Annotated in this window: 19 protein-coding genes; 6 read left to right on the forward strand and 13 right to left on the reverse strand. The window is 74.4% G+C overall.

Annotation, left to right across the window (positions count from 1 at the left end; translation table 11 throughout):
- Positions 1 to 29: 29 nt before the first annotated feature.
- Complete coding sequence (locus ACN28A_RS28175; protein WP_421400016.1) at positions 30 to 1,613, reverse strand: alkaline phosphatase D family protein; 1,584 nt, start codon at positions 1,611 to 1,613, stop codon at positions 30 to 32.
- Positions 1,614 to 1,892: 279 nt separating this feature from the next.
- Here ACN28A_RS28175 and msrB point away from each other — a divergent pair, with 279 nt between their 5' ends.
- Positions 1,893 to 2,348 carry a peptide-methionine (R)-S-oxide reductase MsrB gene (gene msrB, locus ACN28A_RS28180; protein WP_421400018.1) on the forward strand — a complete coding sequence of 152 codons (456 nt, stop codon included), beginning with the start codon at positions 1,893 to 1,895 and terminating at the stop codon, positions 2,346 to 2,348.
- Here the strand turns inward: msrB and ACN28A_RS28185 are convergent.
- The 5 genes from ACN28A_RS28185 to ACN28A_RS28205 form a co-directional block, all read right to left on the reverse strand.
- On the reverse strand, positions 2,306 to 2,869 hold the full coding sequence (locus tag ACN28A_RS28185; protein WP_421400020.1) for an AAA family ATPase: 564 nt from the start codon (positions 2,867 to 2,869) through the stop codon (positions 2,306 to 2,308). The two genes, msrB and ACN28A_RS28185, sit on opposite strands and share 43 nt — an antisense overlap.
- Positions 2,854 to 3,171 carry a DUF899 family protein gene (locus ACN28A_RS28190; RefSeq protein WP_421400023.1) on the reverse strand — a complete coding sequence of 106 codons (318 nt, stop codon included), beginning with the start codon at positions 3,169 to 3,171 and terminating at the stop codon, positions 2,854 to 2,856. Before ACN28A_RS28190 ends, ACN28A_RS28185 begins: the two co-directional genes overlap by 16 nt.
- Before the next feature lie 148 nt (positions 3,172 to 3,319).
- Positions 3,320 to 4,447, reverse strand: a complete 1,128-nt coding sequence (locus ACN28A_RS28195; protein WP_421400026.1) for a hypothetical protein — start codon at positions 4,445 to 4,447, stop codon at positions 3,320 to 3,322.
- Positions 4,448 to 4,520: 73 nt separating this feature from the next.
- Complete coding sequence (locus ACN28A_RS28200; protein ID WP_421400028.1) at positions 4,521 to 5,483, reverse strand: alpha/beta hydrolase; 963 nt, start codon at positions 5,481 to 5,483, stop codon at positions 4,521 to 4,523.
- A gap of 89 nt (positions 5,484 to 5,572) precedes the next feature.
- Positions 5,573 to 6,163 (reverse strand): TetR/AcrR family transcriptional regulator, encoded by a 591-nt coding sequence (locus ACN28A_RS28205; RefSeq protein WP_421400030.1) that lies wholly within the window; start codon positions 6,161 to 6,163, stop codon positions 5,573 to 5,575.
- Between the two features lie 145 nt (positions 6,164 to 6,308).
- Here ACN28A_RS28205 and mycP point away from each other — a divergent pair, with 145 nt between their 5' ends.
- Positions 6,309 to 7,592, forward strand: coding sequence for a type VII secretion-associated serine protease mycosin (mycP, locus tag ACN28A_RS28210; RefSeq protein ID WP_421400031.1), 1,284 nt, complete (start codon positions 6,309 to 6,311; stop codon positions 7,590 to 7,592).
- A 119-nt stretch (positions 7,593 to 7,711) separates the two neighbouring features.
- Complete coding sequence (eccD, locus tag ACN28A_RS28215) at positions 7,712 to 9,091, forward strand: type VII secretion integral membrane protein EccD (RefSeq protein ID WP_421400033.1); 1,380 nt, start codon at positions 7,712 to 7,714, stop codon at positions 9,089 to 9,091.
- Between the two features lie 138 nt (positions 9,092 to 9,229).
- Here eccD and ACN28A_RS28220 read toward each other — a convergent pair whose 3' ends face one another.
- Together ACN28A_RS28220 and ACN28A_RS28225 are read right to left on the reverse strand one after the other, a co-directional pair.
- A complete protein-coding gene (locus tag ACN28A_RS28220) occupies positions 9,230 to 9,937 on the reverse strand; it encodes a hypothetical protein (RefSeq protein WP_421400036.1) in 708 nt (235 codons plus the stop codon).
- A 96-nt stretch (positions 9,938 to 10,033) separates the two neighbouring features.
- Positions 10,034 to 11,221, reverse strand: a complete 1,188-nt coding sequence (locus ACN28A_RS28225) for a type VII secretion protein EccE (RefSeq protein ID WP_421400038.1) — start codon at positions 11,219 to 11,221, stop codon at positions 10,034 to 10,036.
- Positions 11,222 to 11,279: 58 nt separating this feature from the next.
- Between ACN28A_RS28225 and eccB the strand changes: the two genes are divergently transcribed.
- The gene (eccB, locus tag ACN28A_RS28230) at positions 11,280 to 12,749 is read left to right on the forward strand and encodes a type VII secretion protein EccB (protein ID WP_421400040.1); all 1,470 of its coding nucleotides are present in this window, start codon (positions 11,280 to 11,282) and stop codon (positions 12,747 to 12,749) included.
- Between the two features lie 31 nt (positions 12,750 to 12,780).
- Here the strand turns inward: eccB and ACN28A_RS28235 are convergent, their stop codons facing one another.
- The gene (locus ACN28A_RS28235) at positions 12,781 to 13,188 is read right to left on the reverse strand and encodes a YbaB/EbfC family nucleoid-associated protein (RefSeq protein ID WP_421400043.1); all 408 of its coding nucleotides are present in this window, start codon (positions 13,186 to 13,188) and stop codon (positions 12,781 to 12,783) included.
- Entirely contained in the window at positions 13,185 to 13,631 is a 447-nt protein-coding gene (locus tag ACN28A_RS28240) for a hypothetical protein (protein WP_421400045.1), read from the reverse strand. Before ACN28A_RS28240 ends, ACN28A_RS28235 begins: the two co-directional genes overlap by 4 nt.
- 209 nt (positions 13,632 to 13,840) lie before the next feature.
- Here ACN28A_RS28240 and ACN28A_RS28245 point away from each other — a divergent pair, with 209 nt between their 5' ends.
- Together ACN28A_RS28245 and ACN28A_RS28250 are read left to right on the forward strand one after the other, a co-directional pair.
- Entirely contained in the window at positions 13,841 to 14,239 is a 399-nt protein-coding gene (locus ACN28A_RS28245; RefSeq protein ID WP_421400047.1) for a hypothetical protein, read from the forward strand.
- Complete coding sequence (locus ACN28A_RS28250) at positions 14,239 to 15,315, forward strand: hypothetical protein (protein ID WP_421400049.1); 1,077 nt, start codon at positions 14,239 to 14,241, stop codon at positions 15,313 to 15,315. The genes ACN28A_RS28245 and ACN28A_RS28250 overlap by 1 nt, the downstream gene beginning before the upstream one ends.
- 190 nt (positions 15,316 to 15,505) lie before the next feature.
- On the opposite strand, the gene ACN28A_RS28255 is transcribed toward ACN28A_RS28250, so the two are convergent.
- The 3 genes from ACN28A_RS28255 to eccCa form a co-directional block, all read right to left on the reverse strand.
- A complete protein-coding gene (locus ACN28A_RS28255; RefSeq protein WP_421400052.1) occupies positions 15,506 to 15,802 on the reverse strand; it encodes a hypothetical protein in 297 nt (98 codons plus the stop codon).
- A 90-nt stretch (positions 15,803 to 15,892) separates the two neighbouring features.
- A complete protein-coding gene (locus tag ACN28A_RS28260; protein ID WP_278061156.1) occupies positions 15,893 to 16,210 on the reverse strand; it encodes a WXG100 family type VII secretion target in 318 nt (105 codons plus the stop codon).
- Between the two features lie 191 nt (positions 16,211 to 16,401).
- On the reverse strand, positions 16,402 to 20,412 hold the full coding sequence (gene eccCa / locus ACN28A_RS28265; protein ID WP_421400055.1) for a type VII secretion protein EccCa: 4,011 nt from the start codon (positions 20,410 to 20,412) through the stop codon (positions 16,402 to 16,404).
- Positions 20,413 to 20,450 lie beyond the last annotated feature (38 nt).

The following is a 20,450-nucleotide window of genomic DNA, read 5'->3' on the forward strand; positions in this document are numbered from 1 at the left end:
GTACGCCTTCACCTTTGCGGGGGCACCCGTCAGCGCGGCGCGGGCAGCGTGGTCGTCCAGAGTGAACGACCGTCCTGGTCCCGCAGGTGCACGGTCAGCGCCCCGGACGGCCCGTCGATGGCCACCTCGCCGAAGTGCTGGTAGCCCTCGGCCGGCGACGTGTTAGCCCGGGGCGGGGCGTGCACGAAGACCGCCCGGGGGCCGAACGTGCCGTCCAGGGTGTTCGGCCCGAACGCACCGGCGTGCGCCGGGCCGGAGACGAACTCCCAGAACGGGGTGAAGTCGGCGACCGCCGCCCGGGCCGGGTCGTAGTGGTGCGCCGCCGTGTAGTGCACGTCGGCGGTGAGGAAGACGATGCCGCGTACCCCGGCCCGGTGGGTGGCGCGCAGGATCTCGGCGAACTCCAGCTCCCGGCCGGCCGGCGCACCGCCGTCGCCCTGGGCGATCCCCTCCTGGGCGGTCGGGCCGTCCGGCACCACCAGACCGATCGGCAGGTCGGCGGCGATCACCTTCCAGGTCGCCGTCGACCGCCTCAGCTCCCGGGCCAGCCACTCCCGCTGTTCGGCGCCGAGCAGTCCGCGTCTCGGGTCGGCGTACGTGTTGCCGTCGTTGGGGTCCTTGTGGGTGCGCATGTCCAGCACGAAGAGGTCCAGCAGCGGCCCGTACGGCAGCCGCCGGTAGAGCCGACCGTCCGACGGGGTCGGCACCCACTCGTGGAACGCCTGCCGGGCCCGCGCGGCGAGTACGTCGACCCGGCGCTCGGTGTACCGGGTGTCGTCCAGGATCTCGCCGGGATACCAGTTGTTCGTCACCTCGTGGTCGTCCCACTGGTTGACCTGCGGCACCTCGGCGACGAACGCCCGGAAGTGCTCGTCGAGCAGGTTGTAGGCGAACTGCCCCCGGTATTCGGCGAGCGTCTCGGCGACCTTGCTCTTCTCCGGCGTGACGATGTTGCGCCAGGTCCGCCCGTCCGGCAGCGCCACCGTCTCGCTCAGCGGGCCGTCGGCGTAGACGGTGTCGCCGCTGCACAGGTAGAAGTCGGGGCGGGTGGCGCGCATCGCCCGGAAGATGCCCATGCCGCCGAGGTCGGGGGCGATGCCCCAGCCCTGGCCGGCGATGTCACCGGTCCAGACGAAGCGGATGTCGTCGCGCCGGTCGCCGCGCCCGGGGGCGGTGCGCAGGCTGCCGTCGAGCGGCGCGCTGAACAGGCCGGGCCGGTCCAGGCTCTCCACCCGGGCCCGGTAGTAGAGGCGTTCCCCGGCGGGCAGGCCGGCCAGGCGTACCCTGCCGGTGAAGTCGCCGCGCGGGTCCAGCACCGGGCCGCGGACCCGGCGGGCCCCGCGCAGGTCGGGACGCCGGCCGACCTCCAGGTGCAGCCGGCCGGGCCGGTCCGCCCGGGTCCAGACCACCGCCGAGTGCGCGGTCGCGTCGCCGCTCTGCACCCCGTGGGTCAGCACCGGGCGTCCGCCGGGCCGCCAGCCGGGTGCGCCGGGCCGGACGGCCTGGTCGGGGGCGGCGGTCGCGGCGGCGCCACCGAGCAGCGCGCCGCCGGCGAGTCCGGCTCCGGTGGTCAGGCCGGCGCGGAGCAGGGTACGCCGGTCAAGTGCGGTCATCGGTCCTCCGGTCTGCTGCGTGAACGATCTCCACCGAAGGTCTACCGGCGGGACGTTGCCTGCCCACCGGCCTTCGGTGACCAGCGGGTCAACCGCACGCGAACGACAACCCCGGCGGAGTCGGGAACCGGGGCCGCGATGGTTTCCGGTGCCGGCGGCCGGGTAGGGCAGTCCGGTCCTGCCGCCAGCCCTCCCGGCTGGGAACCTTCGCCCGCTGCGGGCAGTGGCGGCAGTGCCCGGCGCACCCGTCCGGGCAGGATCCGGGCAAGGAGGACCGTGGTGTCGAAGGAGTACCGCAAGGACCCGGAGGCCGTTTCCCGGCTGACCGAGCAGCAGTACCACGTCACGCAGGAGAGCGGCACCGAACCGCCGTTCCGGAACGCGTACTGGGACAGCAAGGAGCCGGGCATCTACGTCGACGTCGTCTCCGGCGAGCCGCTGTTCGCCTCGGTCGACAAGTACGACAGCGGCACCGGCTGGCCGAGTTTCACCGCCCCGATCGAACGGGCGAACGTCGTCGAGATCGCCGACGCCAGCTACGGGATGGTCCGGACCGAGGTGCGGTCGGCGCACGGGGACAGCCACCTCGGGCACCTCTTCGACGACGGTCCACGGGACCGGGGCGGGCTGCGGTACTGCATGAACTCCGCCTCGCTGCGCTTCGTACCGCTGGCGGACCTGGAACGCGAGGGCTACGGCGAGTACCGCCGGCTCTTCGACGGCGCCGACGGCTGACCGGCCAGCTCGCGTGCGATCTCGGCCGCGATCTGCTCGGCGGTCAGCTCCGCCGAGTCGAACGTCCGGTCGGCGGGGATGGTCGGCAGCAGTTCCCGGTAGTGGCGGTGCCGGGAGTGGTGGAACGTCGGGTCGCGGGACAGCGCCCGGGTCGGGTCGGCCTGCGCACGGGCCAGCGTCACCGAGACCGGCGCGTCGACGACCACCCAGAGCACTGGCGCGTCCGCCGGAAGGGTACGGGTGAGTGCCGTCCGCTCCTGTTCGGTGTGGAACGGTCCGACCGCCACCACACAGTCGACCTCCGAGCGCATCCACTGGCCGACCATCGCGCCGTGCGCCTCGTGCGCGGCGAACCACAGTCCGGCCGGGCCCGCACCGGGCGGGCCGACCATCGCCGCGACCTCGTCCACGTCGGCGATCACGACGGTGCTGCCAATGTCGGTCAGCTGCCGGGCGAGCCGCTCGGCGACGGTGTTCTTGCCGGCCGCGATCGGCCCGGTGACGATCACGAGTTGCGGCATGCTCCGAATCTGCCACACCCCGGAAGCGACCTTCCGGCCGGCCCTTCCTCCCGCCACCCGTAGGGCAGCACATCGGCCAGCGGGAACGTGAAGGTGAGCTGTTCGACGCCGCGACCGGTCGTGTGCCAGGTGCGGTAGACGGTCTCGCCGTCACGCAGGAAGACGTTCACCGCGAACCCGCCGCCGGGCGGCGCGTCGACGTCCGTGCCATCGGGAGTCCTCGTCGCTCGGCGGCGATGGCATCGAGTTCCCGGGTGGCCGCCTTCTCGCGTACGCGCAGCTCGTCGAGCGCCTTTCGTCACGTGGGTTGGTCCACGACGGGTGGCTTGGCCATGGTCAATTCCTTCGTCCGACTCCTTCCCGGGTACCCAACGAGACCGCGGAGGTCACCCCCTACGGTGCACGCCCACGGCACGGGGTTCTCCGCCGACCCGCCCGGGATTGACCGCGCTAGCGTCCCCGGCCCGACCCGCGGCGGGCCCGCCGGACGGCGAAGACGCCGACCGTCAGCATGACCAGCAGGGTCGCCGCGACGGCACCGACGAAGTGGCCGGTGACGTCCAGAGTCGAGTTCGCCGCCCGTTCCCCTGACCCGGCACCGCCGGAGGCGGCCGGAGCCGTGGTGCTGGCCGCAGGCGCCGGCTTCGGCTCCCGGTCCGGCAGCGGATAGCGCAGCAGTGCCGGATCGGCGGCCGACCCGCCCTCCGCCTTCTCCGAGAGCGTCAGCAGCGCCGTACCGTCCGGGCTGTACGTCACGGTCTCGCCCTGCGGCTCGTCGGGCAGTGGTACCACCCGGGGCGTCCCCTCGGTGACGGAGCGGACCACGTCCCCGCCGGTCACCTCGAACTCCAGGGCGTCGGCATAGGTGCGCAGCACCACCCGGCCGCCGTCCGGGCTGACCGCCCCGCCGGTGACGAGTTGCCGTCCGAAGAACGAGAACGGGTTGCTGGTGGTGCTGGTCGGCAGGGCGAACTGGCCGACCTTGCGCAGCGGGGTGGTCTGGCCGGCCCGCAGGTCCCGGGCCGGGAGGTAGAGGCCCGGGACGCCCGGGTCCTTGGTGACGATGACCGGGGTGCCGTCGCCGGTCAGCAGCAGCGCCTCCGCGTCGTGCGGGCCGTCCGGATAGCTGACCCGGTGCAGCACCGGCGACCGGGCGTCCGGGGCGAGTTTCCAGAGCGCCACGGTTTCGCGTTCCCGGTCGTTGTCGCCGATGTCGCCGACCCAGATCGTGCCGTCCGGCGCCCGGATCAGGTCCTCGGTGTCCCGGGGCCGGGACGGATAGCGGACGGTGCGGGTGACCGCGCAGTCCCGGTCGAGGAAGAAGATCCGTCGCCGGTCGTCCGCGTCCGAGCTGTCGTTGACCACGACATAGCCGTCGCCGGTGGCGGCCAGCCCGGAGACCTCGGGCAGCCGCTCGTCGTCGACGGTGCAGACCCGGGCGCCGGCAGCGGCGCCGGTGGCCGGGCGGGTGCCGGTCGTCACCTGCCCGGCCGGCTGGCCGGCGGCTGGCCGGGCCGCCGCACCGCCGAACGGCAGGGCCAGCACCGCCACCACCACCGGGGTCACCAGTCGCCGCATCCGGCAAGTGTGGCACGGGGTTTCACGTTTCCGGGCCGCCGTCCGGGCCGGTCAGCCGATGGCGGGACACCCGTCAGGCGGCCTCCTGGGAGATCGGACGTGCCCGCTCCACGGGTAGCCGGGAGGTGTGGTCCGGGGCGGCCGGCGTCGTGTCGTCGGCCGGGAGTGCGCTGTCGGGGCCGGTCTGCCGGACGAAGTCGACGGCCCGGCGTACCACCTCGGGGTCGGCGAGGATCCGGCCGTGCCCGAGCCCGGTGGTGTGGTAGAGCCGGCCGGGCCAGGCGTCGGCCGTCGCGGCACCGTCGGCCGGGTCCACCTCGCGGTCCCGGCGGTCGTGGATCACCAGCAGTGGCGGCAGTCCGGCGCGGCGGCGGGCCCGGGAGAGCAGATCGTAGTCGGTGATCGGACGGCCGACCAGCGACTCCATCGCGGCGATCAGCCGCTGGCCGACGACCGGCCCGATGCCGAGCCTGCGCTGGAACACCCGGATGTAGGGGAGCGGGTCGGCCATCGGGGCGATCATCACCAGCCGGCCCACCGGCAGTCCGTCCAGCACGGCGACCCCGGTCGCGCTGGCGCCCAGCGAGTGGGCGATCACGGCGTGCGCCGGGCCGTGCAGCCGGACCACCGCCGCCAGCACGTCGGCGAACTCGGCGAGCGTCGCGCGGTGTGGGCCGAGCGCGCCGGGGCCGGAGCGGCCGTGGCTGAGCGCGTCCCAGCTGACCACCCGGTAGCCGGCCGCCACCAGCGTGGGGACGAAGCCGTGCAGTTGGCCGGCGGAGCCGCCCCAGCCGTGCGCGAGATAGACGAGCGGTCCGCTGCCCCAGGCCCGGCCGGTGACCGTACCGCCGTCGACGTCGAACGAGAAGGCTGCCCCGTCGTGCGGGCCGGTGAAGGTGGTGGCGCCGCCGGCGCCGGGCGGCGGCGTCGGGCCGGGGACGGTGCGCCGGCGGGGTGGGGTGCACCAGAGCCGCAGCGCGAGCCGGCCTCCGGCGTCCGGCGCCAGGTGTTCCAGGGTACCGAAGGCGGCCCGCAACCCGGTGACGGCGACGGCCTGCTGAAACGAACGAACGGTCGTGCTTTTTTTACCTGACGGGCTGGGCATGACGGCTCCTCGGGTCGGTGTCAGTCGGACTTCGGTCGGGCGGCGTCGAGCAGGGCCTCGAAGGCCAGCCGGGACCAGGTCTCGGTGCGCGGGTCGTGCAGCAGGCGGTGGGCGTGGAACGCGCCGAGCATGACGCTGTGCAGGTCGTGGGCGAACCGCTCGGGGTCGGCGCCCTCGTCGAACTGCCCCTCGGCGATCCCGGTGCGGAAGATCTGCGCGATCACGTCGGCCAGGTCCCGGTGGTCGGCCACCAGTTGGTCCCGGACCGGGCCGGGCTGGTCGTCGAACTCCGTCGAGGCCGAGACGAAGAGACAGGCGCCGGCCAGGCCGATGCTGCGCATCCAGTTGTCGAAGAGGGCCCGCATCCGGGCCTCGCCCCGGGGGGCGCGCAGCGCCGGGCGGACCACCTCGGCGGTGAAGGCGTCCCGGGCGTAGCCGAGCACCTGGAGGTGCAGCTTCTCCTTGGAGCGGAAGTGCGCGAAGAGGCCGCTCTTGGACATGTCGAGCCGGGCGGCGAGCGAGCCGATGGTGAGGCCGCCCAGACCGAGCCGGCTGGCGACCTCGGTCGCCTCGGCCAGTACCGCCTGGCGGGTGGCTTCACCCTTGCTCACCCGGTATTGATAGCACGACCGTTCGCATCCTGCCAAGGTCCGCCCGGCCGGGGCGCACGGCGGGCCCGCCGCCGAGCGGCACCGCACCGGCCACGGTGCACGGAGCGGAGGTCCGGATTCCCGGGTACGGCGGCATAATGTGAGAGTGCGAGCTGCCCTGGACGCCCCACGCATCCGGCGTACGGCGGCAGGTGCGGCGCCAGGCCGACCCGCACCCCTCCCGGCCCGGCGTACGGCGTCGGTGCTGGCCGCGCTGCTGGCCGGCCTGATCGCCACGGCCGGCGGCCCGGCCGCCACGGCCGGCCCACCGCACCGGTACGCCGCCGCCCGCTGCGGCCCTTCCGTCACCGACCCGCTCGCCGCCGCGCCCTGGCCGCTGACCCGGCTCCGCCCCGACCTGGCCTGGCCGTTGAGCACCGGCGTCGGGATCAGGGTGGCGGTCGTCGACTCCGGTGTCTCCGCCGACCATCCCACCCTGGACGGCAAGGTGCTGCCCGGCCGCGACCTGCTGTCCGGCGCCGACGGTGACGGCCGGTGCGACGAGAACGGGCACGGCACCCTGATCGCCGGGATCATCGCCGGCCGGGAGGCGGTCAGCGCCGGCTTCCGTTTCTACGGCGTCGCGCCGGGAGCCGAGATCGTGCCGGTACGCGTACTCCGTGACCAGCGCAGGTCCGAGGAGGCCGATCTCTCCGGCCGGATCGCCGAGGCCATCCGCTGGGCGGTCGACGAGGCCGGGGCCGACGTGGTGAACCTGTCGCTGACCACCCCGCCGACCCGGCAGTTGCAGTCGGCCGTCGCGCACGCCCTGGACCGGCGGGTCGTGGTGGTCGCCGCCGCGGGCAACGCCGGCGAGTCGAACGCTCAGCCGGGGCGGCCGACCTTTCCGGCGGCCTATCCGGGTGTGCTGGCGGTCGCCGGGGTGAATGCCGCCGACGCGCACGTGCAGACGTCGACAAGCGGCGACTTCGTCGACGTGGCGGCACCCGGCGAGCGGATCGCCGGCCCGGCGGCGGCCGGCGGGGGCTACCTGTTCACCGCCGAGGGTGGCACCAGCTTCGCCGCCGGGTACGTCTCCGGGCTGGCCGCGCTGATCCGGGGGTACGACCCGACGCTCTCGCCCGAACAGGTCGCCGACCGGATCACCCAGACCGCCGACCACCCCGACGGGCTGTGGAACTCCCAGGTGGGGCACGGGGTCGTGAACCCGGTACGGGCGGTCGGCGCGCTGCGTCCGGCCGGCGCAGCCGAACCCGGTGCCGCGGGAAGTGTGCCGCGCCCGGCCGCCCGCCCCGCCCCGCTGGGTGCGGTGAGCGCCGTGGCGGGCGTGGTCGCCGTGGTCGGCGTCGCGCTGGCGGCACTCCTGCTGGCCTCGGTACCTGTCGTCCGGCGTGGCCGCCGCCGGGGCTGGCGTACGGCCCGGAAGTGACAGCCGGTCCACTGTGGATCATTCCGGGGTCCACCGGCCGGGCCGGACGGTGCGTGGGCACCTCCCGGTGCACCGGAGCGGTGATAATGTCCCGGCATCGTCGAGACGGAGGTTGAGGCGTGGCCAGTGGGTTCAGCCGGGTCACGGTGGTAGCTCCACGCAACCGCGTCGATCTCGCGCTACCCGCGGACGTACCCCTGGCCGACCTGTTGCCGACGGTGCTCAGCTACGCCGGTGACGCCCTGGCCGACGACTCGGCGGCGCGCAACGGCTGGTCGCTGTCCCGGCTCGGCGGTGCGGCGCTGGACAGCTCGCGCACCCCCGCCCAACTCGAGGTACGTGACGGCGAGCTGCTCTACCTGCGCCCCCGGGGCGAAGAGGCGCCGCTGCCGGTCTTCGACGACGTGGTGGACGCCGTCGCCACCGCCGCACAGCGACGTACCGGCCGGTGGAGCCCGGCCGCCACCCGGGCGTTCGGGCTGACCCTCGGGGTGGTGGCCCTGCTCGGCGGCGCTGTCGCGGTGCTGCTGGCCGGGCCGCCGCAACTGCCCGGCGGCCTGGTCGGGCTCGGCCTCGCCGGCGCCCTGCTGCTCGGCGCGGTGGTGCTGGCCCGGGCGGTGGGCGACCCGCAGAGCGCCACCGTCCTCGCCCTGGTGGCGCTCTGCTACGCGGCGGTCGGCGGGCTGCTGGTGCTCGCCGGTGACCGGACCGTCGCCCAGCTCGCCCCGCCGCACGTGCTGGTCGCCGCGACCGCTGTGCTGCTGGTGGCGGCGGCCGCCGCGATCGGCGTCGGCGACGCCGGGCCGGTCTTCCTGTGCGGTGCCGCCTGTGCGGCGGCGCTGCTCGTGGCCGCCGCGATCCGGGTGCTCTTCGGGGTGGGCACCCCGGCCGCGGCGGCGATCACCGTCACCGGAGTCTTCGGCACGCTCCCGCTGCTGCCGATGTTCGCCTACCGGCTCGGCCGGCTGCCGGTCTCGCCGGTGCCGACCGACCCGGAGCAGTTGCGCGAGGACGTCCACGCGGTCGACGGCCTGGAGACGTTCGCCCGGGCCGACCGGGCCGACGCCTTCCTGGCCAGCCTGCTCAGCGCGTTGGCGCTGGTCGGTGCGGTGGCCGCCGTCGCGGTGGCCGCCGACGGGATCGCCGGACTGGCGCTCTGCGCCGTGCTGGGACTGACGATGATGGCCCGGGCCCGCTGGTTCCTCGGCCGGGCGCAGCGGCTGCCACTGCTCGGCGCCGGAGCCGTGGCCCTGACCGCCGCCGTGGTCGCCGCCTACGACGACCTGGGCCTGGTGTGGCGGCTGACGCTGCTGCTCGGGGTGCTGCTGCTGGTCGCCGCGATCAGTGTCGGCTTCGCGCTGGCCGCCGGGCGCCGGCCGGGTTCGCCGATCTGGGGACGCACGCTCGACATCGTCGAGGTGCTGCTCGTCCTCGCCGTCTTCCCGCTGGCGGTCTGGGTCAGCGGCCTGCTCGACTGGATCCGCGCGATCCGAGGCTGATCCCAGCCCCGCGCCGGCCGCCCCGCAGGCACGGGTGCGACCGCCACGCAAGCTTGATCCGCCTCGGGCAGGCAGAGATGTCGACTGGCTCGCAGACACACTCCGCTTCGGATGTCCGGGGGTCGCCGCGGCCGCCCGTCAGCCGAAGAGTTGGCGTTCGAACCGGGTCGGGGTGAGCCAGGCGTACCGGACGGCGCCGCCGCCGAAGGCGGCGACCATCTCGTTGTCCATGGTGGTCAGCGCCGACCAGACCGGCCGGGGCAGCGCGAGCGCCGAACCGACGAGCTCCGCCTCCGGCCGGGTCAGCCGCTGCGCCAGCACCACGTCGGCGCCGGCCAGCGCGGGTACGCCGGCCGGGGTCAACCGGGGCAGCACGGTCAACCGGGTCTCCCAGGCCCGGGTCGGTGGCCGGCGTTCCGGGCCGTGCACACCGACGTCGCGCAGCCGCAGCAGTGGCCGGGTCGGATCGGCCGGCTCGTCACCGCCCGGGTACGCCGACCGCCACACCCGATCACCGGCGCCGCCGGCGGTCCGGTCCAGGGCGAGCCAGTGCGCCAGCGTGGCGATGGTGCCGGCCGCCGCCGGGACGACCGCGTCGACGGCGTCCACCGCGACCCGGGCACCGTGCCCGAGACAGCGGAAGACCAGCAGCTGCGCGGTCCACCAGTCGCCGACGAACGCCACGGTCAGCGGCTCGGGACGGAACAGCCGCACCAGCACCGGCTGGTTGGCGGCGTCCCGGCCGAGCAGCACGCCGACGGCGTCGACGTCGAGGCTGAGCCGGCCGAGCAGGCCGCCGACGAGCCGGCGTTCCGGGGCGACGGTCTTCGGGTCACCGGTCGACATCGCGGGCTCCCGTGCCGGCAGACCCGGCCGTGGGGGTGGACGAGGCGCGGTAGGACAGGGGTCGCGGTGCGGCGGGCGCGACGTCGCCGATGGCGGTCACCGGTTCACCAGTCCCAGGGTGGCGCCGGTGGGCGCGGTCGCGTACACCCCGGTGGCGTGTTCGCCGTTGAGCCGGACCAGCCGGACACCGGCGCCGGCCGCGCCGGCCAGTAGCTGGCGTACGCACTCCTCGACCGTGTCCGGGGCACAGGCGACCCGGACCAGGGTCCGGGCGCCGGTCCCGCGCTCCGGCCCGGCGGAGCCGTCCCGCCGGCCGAACACCACCGCCACGCTCACGTCGAGCGCGGACGGCACCTGGGTGAGGGCCCGGATCGGGTCCACGGCGGGCTTCGCCGGCCAGGCCCGTACCGCGAAGCAGACCTGCACCCGCCAGCCGCCCTGCCAACGGGACCACCGTTCCGGGCCGGTACCGGGCGCCCCGGTCCCCTCGACACCGCAGGAGTACGCCACCGCCTGCCGCAGGCCGTCCCCGTCCAGCACCGTGTGTTCGACGCCGAGGCCGGCCAGTCCGGTGCCGACCCGGGTGATCGCCGCGACGAGTGCCCGGTGTACGCCGGCCAGCCCGCCGCCCCGGTCCGCCGCCACCGTCGCCGCGTCCCGGGCCGACACCCGGGCGGCGATCCAGACGTCGTGGTGCACCGGGACCGCCAGCAGCCGGCAGAGTTCCAGATAGGACCGGCTGGCGGCGGAGCGCGGGTCGACGGTGGCGATCGGCAGCGACGAGTGTCGCAGCACGAGCTGTACCGTGCTGGCCGGCAGTGCCGGGTCGGCCGCCAGGGTGGCGAGCCAGTCCAGTCGCAACGCCGTGCGGGACTCGGTCAGCCCGTCGGGATGCCGGAGCGCGATCGCCGCGAACCAGCCGAGCGCGTCCTGGCCGATGCCGATCGTGCCGGACCGGTCGGTGACGGTACTGGTGACCGGGCTCGGCGAGAGCACCGCCAGCAGCGGGTCCCCGGTGCCGGTCCGGCGCAGCGCGCGTACGCCCGCACGGCGGCGTCGGGTCAGCCGCAGCCGCGCGCCGAGGACCTCGTACCACCAGCGGCCGCCCGCCCGGCCGAAGGTGCCGAGCAGCAGCACACCGGCGGCGGCCCCGGCCAGCGCACCCGGCACCGGGGGCAGCGCGTAGGCGGCGGCGCCGGTGGCGAAGAGCGCCAGCTCGACGGCGACGAGTTGGACCGTGCCGAACCGGCCGGTGGATCGACCGACAGCCATCAACTCCGGCATGGCACACACCCTACGTGCCGACGCTAAGATGTCGCATCGACGCGAAGGCGGGGTGGGGATGCGCAGCCGTCGGGAACAGGTGCAGGCCTACCGGTTCCTCATCCGGCGGATCGTCTCCGCGTTGCTGGCCGGCGAGCCCGAGACCAACGAGCTGCCGATGCGGCGGTACGCCCTGGCGATGCTCGGTGGCCTGCTGGTCGCGGTGCTGCTCTTCGCCGGCTTCGGTGTCTACGGGCTGCTCCGGCCGGGCGGCCGGCAGCCGGTGGAGAACGCCATAATCGTGGAGCGGAACACCGGCGCGAAGTTCGTCTACACGCAGGGCCGGCTGCATCCGGTGCTCAACTGGACGTCGGCGCTGCTCATCATCGGCCAGCCGGAGCCGGCGGTGCGGACCATGGCGGAGTCCTCGCTGCGGGCGGTGCCGCGCGGGCTGCCGATCGGGATCCCCGGCGCGCCCGACTCGCTGCCGACCCGGTCGGCGCTGCTGGGCCTGCCGATAAGCGTGTGCAGCGCCCCCCGGTCGCTGACCTCGGTCGCCCGCGCCACCCATGTGCTCTTCGGTCGGGCACCGTCCGGCGGTGCTCCGGTGGGTCGGCAGGGCCTGCTTGTCGACGTGGACGGTGGCGACCGCTACCTGCTCTGGAACGAGCACCGGCTGCGGATCCGGGGCAACGCCGTGCTCGCCGCCCTCGGCTGGGCCGGGATACCGCCGGTCGCGGTCGGCGAGGCGTTCCTCAACTCCGTACCACCGGGGCCGGATCTGGTGGCGCTGGCCCTGCCCGGCGCCGGCTCGCCGGCCGAGCCGACGATCGGCGGGCAGCCGACCCGGATCGGGCAGTTGTTCCGGGCCGCCGGCAGGTCGTACGTGATGCTTCCCGACGGTCTCGCCCCGGTCGGCGCGGTCACCGCGCGGTTGATGGAGGCGGCCGGGCGCGCGGTCAACGAGATCTCCGCCCAGCAGGCCGGCCGGCTCATCGTGAACCGGGTGGCGGAGCCGCCCGGCTTCCCCGACGCGGTGCCGGAGGTGCGGGGCGCGCAGACCCCGGCACCGATGGTCTGCGCGAGCTACCGGGACGACGGCGGCGCGGCCGAGCATCCGGTCACCGTCGAGACCTTCGGTGCGGTGCCCGCCGAGGTCCCGCCGATCGACGGGACGCCGGCCGCGACGGGGACGGGGCCGGACGGGATACGCCCGGCGGACCGGGTGGCGCTGCCCGGCGGGCACGCCGCCCTGGTGCGGGCCGCCAACCCGATCGGGGCGAACGCCGCCGGCAACGTCTATCTCGTCACCGACCAGGGGGTGAAGTTCCCGCTGTCCCGGCCGGAGCTGGAGAAGGTGCAGACCTCGCTCGGCTACGCGGGTGTCCGGCCGGTGCAGGTGCCGGCGAGCATCCTGGCGCTGGTGCCGACCGGGGTGCCGCTCGACCCGCAGGCCGCGCTGCGCCTCTCGCCGCTGCCGACGCTCGCTCCGACCGGTCCGGCCGGCGGCGGCGGCCGGGCGGCGGAGCCGGATCCCGGACCGACCTGACCCGGCGGACCGGGTGTACGGCCGGGCGCGGCTACGACCCGGTCCGGCGGGGCGGTGGCGTCCTGCGGAGCAGCCGGTCGCATTCGGCCACCTCGGGCGGGGCGAGTTCCGCCGCCGCCCGCTCGTACGCCGCACGGGCCCGCCGCTGGGTGTCCTGGAGCACCCGGGTGACCACCTCGCCGAGCTTGTCCGGCGGGTACTGCCGCAGCGCCCCGCCGCGCAGCCGGACCTCGGTGACCGTGCCGGCGCCGGAAACCCGGACGCTGACCCGGCCGTCCCGGCTGTGTCCCTCGACAGGCGTCTCCACCAGCCGGTCCAGCTCGCCGTCCATCGCCTGCAGGGCGGCGAGCGCCCGTCGGGCCAGTTCCTCGTAGCCCGCCTCGTCGTGCGGCGAGTAGACCAGCGGCTCGACGTCGCCGGGGTCGTCGTGTCCGGTCATCGGCCGTCCCCGCCCAACACTCCACCACCGGCCGGTGACCCGTCGGCGGGATCGGATCCGATCCGGCGCCAGGCGTCCGCGCCGGTACGCTCCCGTGCGGGTTCCACGTCGTCGGGTGGCAGTACTTCGGCGGCGACGTCGGCGAGCGCGGCACCGAGCCGCTGCTGGGCGGCGGAGACCGCGGCCAGCACCGCCTGCTCGACCACCGCGGGGTCGTGCCGCGCGATCGTCCTGACGAACCTCACCTCGACCACGACGCCCTCGCCGTCCACCACCGAGCTGACCAGCCGGGCCGGGTCGCTGCCCTGGTAGGTGCCGGCCAGCAGCTGCCGCCAGCGCGCCTCGGTCCGGGCGATCGACGCCTCCAGCACGGCCAGCTCGGCCGGGACGCCGGCCGGGGTGTTGCCGGTCCGGCCCGGTGGATCCTCCGTCGGCATCGCCACCTCCGCAGCATCGTGCCTGTTCCGACCGATCCGTCGGCGTGCACGCCCCGACCTCCGCCGCCGCGATCCCGTCCGCAGGCTTCGGTGGGCCGGGCGCGGAGATGCCGGAAAGACGCGTTGGGACAGTGTCCGCCAGGCACTATATTTTACGGAGAACCATCTCGATGTTCCTCCGTGCCAGCGAGCAGTCACAGACCGGGAGGACGGCGTTGAGCGTTCCAGACGGTTTCTCCGCCCCGGGCGCACCAGCCGGTTCCGCCGGCACCGGCGCACCGGAGTTCCAGGCACAGCTACCCGAGATGCGGGCGGCCGCCAACCGGATCGCCGGGCTGGCCGAGGAGTACCGCAACTCCTTCTCGCCGATCACCGGCGCGGTCGAGGGCACCGTGGCCGGTAATGCCGGCCTGCCCAGCTTCGCCACGATGGCGCAGTTCTTCACCGTCGCCGTCGCGGCGGCGATCCGGACCGTGGCCGAGGAGCTGGACACCCAGGCCGTGCAGGTCCGGCAGGCGGCGCAGCACTTCGAGGAGGTCGACCTGCAACAGCGGGAGCGGGTCGCGATCCTGCGCTTCGACGACCGGATGCCGCCCGGTACGGGGAGGGCGTGATGGGCACCGTCAGCTTCATGGGCCTGAAACTCTCCGATCCCGGGGTGGCCCAGGCACTGCTCGGCCCGGTCGTCCAGGCTTTCGTCGAGAACATGACGAACACCAGGACCAACTTCGGCACCGCCGCCACGCTGCCTAACCTCCTCGGCGCGACCGGCACCGCGCAGCAGGACCGCCGGACCATCGCGCTGAACGCGTTGCAGCAGGTCAGCGGCACGGTCGCGCAGGCGATGACGACCACCAGCACCGGCAGCGCCCAGTTGCAGGCCAGCAAGGCCCGGCTCGACGCGATCGTCGCCAGCGCCACGGCCGGCGGCTACCAGGTGTTGCCGACCGGACAGGTGACGCCCAGCGCCGCCCAGCGGGCGTACTGCAAGGCGACCTGGTCACACGGCGGCGCCGCCAGGTGGGCGATGTACGAGATGCGCGCCGCGCAGTACACGGCGCAGATCGCCGCCACCACGAGCCAGGCCTCCGCCCTGGACGCCCAGCTCACGTCGGCGCTTGTCAAACTCGCCACCGACTATCTCAGCAGCCTGTTCCAGCAGGGGGCCGACGCCGGCACCACCTCGCTGCCGACCGTCCCGGCCGTGCCCCCGCCGCCACCGCTTCCGGCGCCGGACCTTTCCGTGCCGGGCGGCGCGTTCCCGGGTGGCCCGGTTCCGGCGCCACTGCCGGTGGGCAGCGGGGCGGGTCCCGGCGCCGACGTCGAGCTGCCGGGCGGGACCGCCCTGGCCGGCGCGGGCGGTGCCGGTGGGCCGATCGGCGGTGCGGGTGCGCTCGGTGGGGCCGGTGCGGCCGGGCTGGCGCTAGGTGGCGCCTCGGCCGGAAACCCGGCCGCCGCCATGCAGGGCGGCGTCGCCGGAGTCGGCGTGACCGGTGTCGGTGCCGCCGGCGGCACGGGTACGGCCGGCGCCGGCCGGGCGGCCGCCGGCACGTCGATGATGGGCGTCGGCGGCTTCGCCGGGCACGGCGGTGCGGCGGGCGACCCAGGTGAGCGCGAGGGGGCGGGCTGGCTGGTCGAGGAGGGCGACCCGTGGGCCTCCGGTGACGCGCCGGACGGCGTGATCGGCTGAACCGCCGCCCACCGCGGAGCCGGAACGCCACGGATCGCGACGGTGGCCGGAAGGAAGGACCTCCCGGCCACCTCGGCACAGCGCGAGCGGACCGTCGAACTCCCGGTGCACCGGACCGGAGGGTTCCTGGTGCGCCGGATCGAACAGACCCTGAGCACCCGACCGGGGACGTCCTGGTGCAGCGGACCGCTCAGCGACCGCTCTGGCCCATCATCGCCGCCGCGCGCCGGTCGGCCTCCTTGAGCGACTCGCTCGCGTCGGCGACGACCGTACCGGCCTTCAGCACCACCTGGTGGAACTCGTTCCAGAGCTGCTCCATCTGGGCCTTCCAGACCTCGAACTCGGCCCGGGCGTCGCTGTCCCACGGGATCCTGGCGATGTCGGCGACGAAGTTCTTGGTGGTGACCTCGATGTTGGTGCCGTGCTTCTTGAGCTTCATGGCCGCGGCCTCTGCCTCACCGTGGACCATCCGGATCTGGTTGCTCATGGGTTCCTCCGTGTGCACGGTTGGGGTGGTCCGCACGGGCGCTCCCGATACGGCTTCCGACCCACCTGCCGGTCCGACCGGACGACCGGCCTAGGTGATGTTGTAGACGTTGATGGTGTTGACCGAGGACGACATCGTCTCGCTCACGTCGGTGAAGGTGCGGTTCACGTCCTCCAGGCCGACCCGCATCTCGTCCATCTTGGCCTGCAGGCGGCGGGCCCCGTCGACCATCTCGGCGGCCACGGCGTAGAACTTGTTCGCCGCCTCGCCCTCCCAGCCCCGCGACCTGAGCTGGTGCACCGCCAGCTCGATGTTCTTGACCTGGAAGTTGATCGCGCCACGGGCGCTGTCGACGAGCTGTGCGGCCTGCTGGGCGTTACCCTCTTCGTGGGCGAATGTCTGTGCCACGCTTCCCTCCGGGAACTAGCGGCGGCGGGACGCCAGACTCATCGGCGTCTCTGTCCGGCCAGGGTAGCCGATGGCCGCCGCCCGCCACATCGCCCGAACGCCGGCCCTCGGACCGGTGACACTTCGGGCCCTCGGCAGCCCTGCTCCCACGCTTGGACCCGGTGCACTGTGGATCAGGAGTGACGCGCCGTTCACTCTGGATCGAGCCAGGCCGTCTGCACCAGGTTGATCCCGTCGCTGCGCCGGATCAGGGTGCCCCGGCCCGGCGGCTGCGGGCTGGGCCGGACGTGCCCGAGTACGGCGCCCTCGTCCGGGTTGCCGGACATCAGCAGTCCCGGCGTGTTCAGGTCGGTGAGCTGTTGCAGCACCGGCTCGTAGAGTGCCCGCCCGACCCCGCCGCACCGGCGGGCCAGGATCAGGTGCAGCCCGATGTCCCTGGCCGGGGAGAGCAGGTCCACCAGGCCGTCCAACGGGTTCCCGCTGCTTGTCGCGACCATGTCGTAGTCGTCGACCAGGAGGTAGATGTCCGGCCCCGTCCACCAGGAACGGTTGCGGAGCTGCTCGGTGGTCACGTCGGGGCCGGGCAGCCGGGCGGCCATCGCCTGCGCGATCCCGCCCACCATCGCCGTCGCGGTCTGCGCGGACGGGGTGTAGTCCAGCAGGTGCTCACCCTCGACCACGCCGAGCAGCGTGCGGCGGTAGTCGACGATGACGAGTTTCGCCTGGCCGGGCGTATTCCGGGCCACGATGGTGCGTGCGATCAGCCTGAGCAGGTTCGTCTTGCCGCACTGCGCGTCGCCGAGGACGATCAGGTGCGGCTCGGTGTCGAAGGTCAGGTGCACCGGGGCCAGGTGGGTCTCGTTCAGTCCGATCGGGATGCCCGGCCCGGCGACGTCGGGCAGCTCGTCGGCGGGGAGCATCCGGGGCAGCAGGCGTACCGCCGGGGCCGGGTCGTGCCGCCAGGCGTCCCGGACCCGGCCCACCAGGCCGGCGGTGCCGGCCGGCAGGTCGTCCGGGCCGGACCGGCCGTCGATCCGGGGCAGCGCGGCGAGGAACTGCAACCTGTCCCGGGTGATGCCCCGCCCGGGGGTGTTCTCGGGTACGTTCGCCGCAGCCCGCCGGTCCAGCTCGGAGTCGCTCGGGTCGCCCAGCCGCAGTTCGAGCCGGGTGCCGAAGAGTTCGCGGAGGTTGTAGCGGATCTCCGACCAACGGGTCGCGGTGAGCACCACGTGGATGCCGAAGCCGAGACAGCGGGCGGCGAGCCTGGTGATCACCTCCTCCTGCTGCTCGAACTCCTCGCGTACCGTGCCCCAGCCGTCGACGACCAGGAAGACGTCCCCGAACGGGTCGTCGGTGACCTGCCCGCCCGCCCGCAGCTCCCGGTACGCGTCGATCGACTCGACGCCGAGTTCGGCGAAACGCGCCTCCCGCTCGTCCAGCAGGACGCTGACCTCGGCGACGGTACGGCGGACCGCCTCGTGGTTGCGGCGTACCGCCACACCGGACAGGTGCGGCAGCCCCTCCAGGGAGCGCAGCGTGCCGCCGCCGAAGTCGAGGCAGAGGAACTGCACCTCGCGCGGGCTGTGCGTGAGCGCCAGCGCGCAGAGCAGGGACCGCAGCAGGGTGCTCTTGCCGGTACGCGGCCCGCCGACGATCACCACGTTGCCGCCGGCCCCGGCCAGCTCCACCAGGAACGGGTCCCGGCGCTGCTCGTAGGGGCGATCCTCGATGCCGACCGGCACCACCAGCCGGCCGACGCCGGGCCAGGAGGCGGTGAAAAGGCCACGCCGCTCGTCGACGACCGGCTCGCCGAGCAGCGCGTCCAGCCCCGGCGCCACGTCCAGCGGCGGCAGCCAGACCTGGTGCGCGGGCGGGCCGTGCCGCAGCCGGTCCACGATCACGTCGAGCATGCTCGTCTGCCGGCCGGCGTCGGCCAGGCTTCCGGCGGACCCGACCGGCTCGTCGGGCACCACCGCCGGCAACTCCGGCGGTACCGGAACGTGCACCGTGCCGTACGGCATGATCCGGCGGCGTACCAGTTCCTGCGCAACCGGGCCGCTCGGCAGGGCCGTCCGGTACGGGCCGGAGACGTACGCGGCCCGGAAGCGCAACATGGTCTGCGTACCGGCCTTCAGGTAGCCGTGCCCGGGAGCGTTCGGCAGTTCGTAGGCGTCCGGTACGCCGAGCACCACCCGGCTCTCCATCGCCGAGAAGGTCCGCAACCCGATCCGGTACGACAGGTGGGTGTCCAGCCCGCGCAGCCGGCCCTCCTCCAGGCGCTGGCTGGCCAGCAGCAGGTGCACCCCGAGGGAGCGGCCCAGCCGGCCGATGGTGACGAAGAGGTCGATGAAGTCGGGCTTGGCGGCGAGCAGCTCGCTGAACTCGTCACAGATGATCAGCAGACTGGGCAGCGGCGCGAGCGGTTCACCGGCCCGGCGCGCCTTCTCGTACTCGTACCGCGAGACGTAGTTGCCGGCGGCCCGCAACAGCTCCTGCCGGCGGACCAGCTCGCCCGCGACGGCGTCCTCCATCCGGTCCACCATGGCCAGCTCGTCGGCCAGGTTGGTGATCACCGCGCTGGTGTGCGGCAGCACGTCGAGCGAGGCGAAGGTGGCACCGCCCTTGAAGTCGACCAGGACGAGGTTGAGTTCCTCGGAGGAGTGCGTGACGGCGAGCGAGATCACTATGGTGCGCAGCAGTTCGCTCTTGCCGGAGCCGGTGGCGCCGATGATCAACCCGTGCGGGCCCATGCCGTCCTGGGCGGCCTCCTTGAAGTCCAGCTCCACCACCGAGCCGTCCGCGCCGATGCCGAGCGGGATGCGCAGCCGGTCCCGGTCCGGGCGGGGTTGCCAACTGCGGGCCGGGTCGACCGCGCCGGCGTCGCCGAAGCCGAGCAGTTCGGGCAGCTCGGTGACCCGTGCGGTCGCCTCCTCGCTCTCGACGTGCCGGGAGAGCCGGTGCGGGGCGAGCTGCCGGGCCAGCCCACGGGCCTGCTCGACGTCGAGCCGGTCCGGTATGCCGAGCGACATGCTCCGGTCGCCCCGGTCCACGGTGAGCGCCTCCGCCCCGACGTCCAGGCAGAGCAGCCAACGGCCGGCGTCCCTGGGCACCATCCCGGAGAGGTCCAGCACGGTGCAGCCGAGTACGCCCGCACCGTGCAGCTGCGACGTCGCCGGCACGTCGCCGCCGTCGAGGACCACGATCAGGTGCGCCGCCGTGGTCAGCGGCCGGGCGTCCGGGGAGTGCCGTGGCCGGGCCGCGAACTCGTCGCGGAACGCCTCCTCCAACGCGCTCGTCGACTCGAACACCAGCCGGGTGGCGCCGGCTCCGTCGGTGACCCGGTCGTCCTGGGCGTGCGGCAGCCACTTGACCCAGTCCCAGTCCGGCCGCCGCTCCGGCGCGAGCACCACCGCGATCCGGACGTCGTCCGGCGAGTGGAACGTCGCGAGCTGGCAGAGCAGCGCCCGGGCGAGGCCGAGTACCGGCTCCCGGTCGCCGCGCAACACCAGCCGGCTGAACGAGCGGAGCTGGACCGCCAGCGGAAGGTCCGGCACCACGGACTGGGCCCGGACGAAGCGGCGCAGCGCGAGCGCGGTCAACGGCTCCAGGTCCTCCACCGGCCTGGTCTCCGGCGGCTTGAGCGTCACCGACAGCTTCTGGGTGCCGGTCGCCACCCGTACCTCGGCGAAGTCGTCGTCGGTGCTGCGCCGCTCCCACATCCGGCGGGACGCGCAGACCGACCAGAGCGCGGTCGGGGCCGGGTGCCGCCAGAGCAGTGCGGTGCGCTGCTGTGCGGCCGCGTTGCGGGCCCGGCGCCGGGTCTGGGCCAGGTAGCGCAGGTAGTCGCGGCGCTGCGCGTCCAGCTCGGCCCGGCTGTTGCCGTGCCCACCGCCGAGCGTGGTGGCAGCCATGCCCAACATGGAGAGTCCGAAGAGGCCGCCGACGACGTAGGTGAGCACCCCGCCGCCGCGTCCGGAGTAGAGGATGGCCATCGCCGCGACCCCGGCCACCATCGGGACCAGCATCATCAGCTGGAGGAGGTTGCGGGGTAGCGGCTCCGACAGCTCCGGCGGCGACTCCAGGACCAGCTCGCCGCGGGGCAGCGGCGGCGACGGCTGGCGGGGCGGCCGGCGGAACAGGACGGTGCCTGCGGCGCCCTCGCGGGCGCCCGGAAGGCGAGACTGTGCCTCGGTGACCTCCACGACCCGGGATACTATCCGGAGAGCCTCCCGGCACCCTA

Origin of the sequence: Plantactinospora sp. WMMB782 (genome assembly GCF_049179135.1) — a bacterium.
Taxonomy (GTDB): Bacteria; Actinomycetota; Actinomycetes; order Mycobacteriales; family Micromonosporaceae; genus Plantactinospora.

What these genes read in the sequence shown, in the direction of transcription:
- ACN28A_RS28195 (WP_421400026.1), bottom strand. Translation starts at nt 4,447, where the DNA reads ATGCGGCGACTGGTGACCCCGGTGGTGGTGGCGGTGCTGGCCCTGCCG.
- ACN28A_RS28185 (WP_421400020.1), bottom strand. Translation starts at nt 2,869, where the DNA reads ATGCCGCAACTCGTGATCGTCACCGGGCCGATCGCGGCCGGCAAGAAC.
- ACN28A_RS28255 (WP_421400052.1), bottom strand. Translation starts at nt 15,802, where the DNA reads ATGAGCAACCAGATCCGGATGGTCCACGGTGAGGCAGAGGCCGCGGCC.
- ACN28A_RS28250 (WP_421400049.1), top strand. Translation starts at nt 14,239, where the DNA reads ATGGGCACCGTCAGCTTCATGGGCCTGAAACTCTCCGATCCCGGGGTG.
- ACN28A_RS28175 (WP_421400016.1), bottom strand. Translation starts at nt 1,613, where the DNA reads ATGACCGCACTTGACCGGCGTACCCTGCTCCGCGCCGGCCTGACCACC.
- ACN28A_RS28220 (WP_421400036.1), bottom strand. Translation starts at nt 9,937, where the DNA reads ATGTCGACCGGTGACCCGAAGACCGTCGCCCCGGAACGCCGGCTCGTC.
- ACN28A_RS28235 (WP_421400043.1), bottom strand. Translation starts at nt 13,188, where the DNA reads ATGACCGGACACGACGACCCCGGCGACGTCGAGCCGCTGGTCTACTCG.
- ACN28A_RS28225 (WP_421400038.1), bottom strand. Translation starts at nt 11,221, where the DNA reads ATGCCGGAGTTGATGGCTGTCGGTCGATCCACCGGCCGGTTCGGCACG.
- eccB (WP_421400040.1), top strand. Translation starts at nt 11,280, where the DNA reads ATGCGCAGCCGTCGGGAACAGGTGCAGGCCTACCGGTTCCTCATCCGG.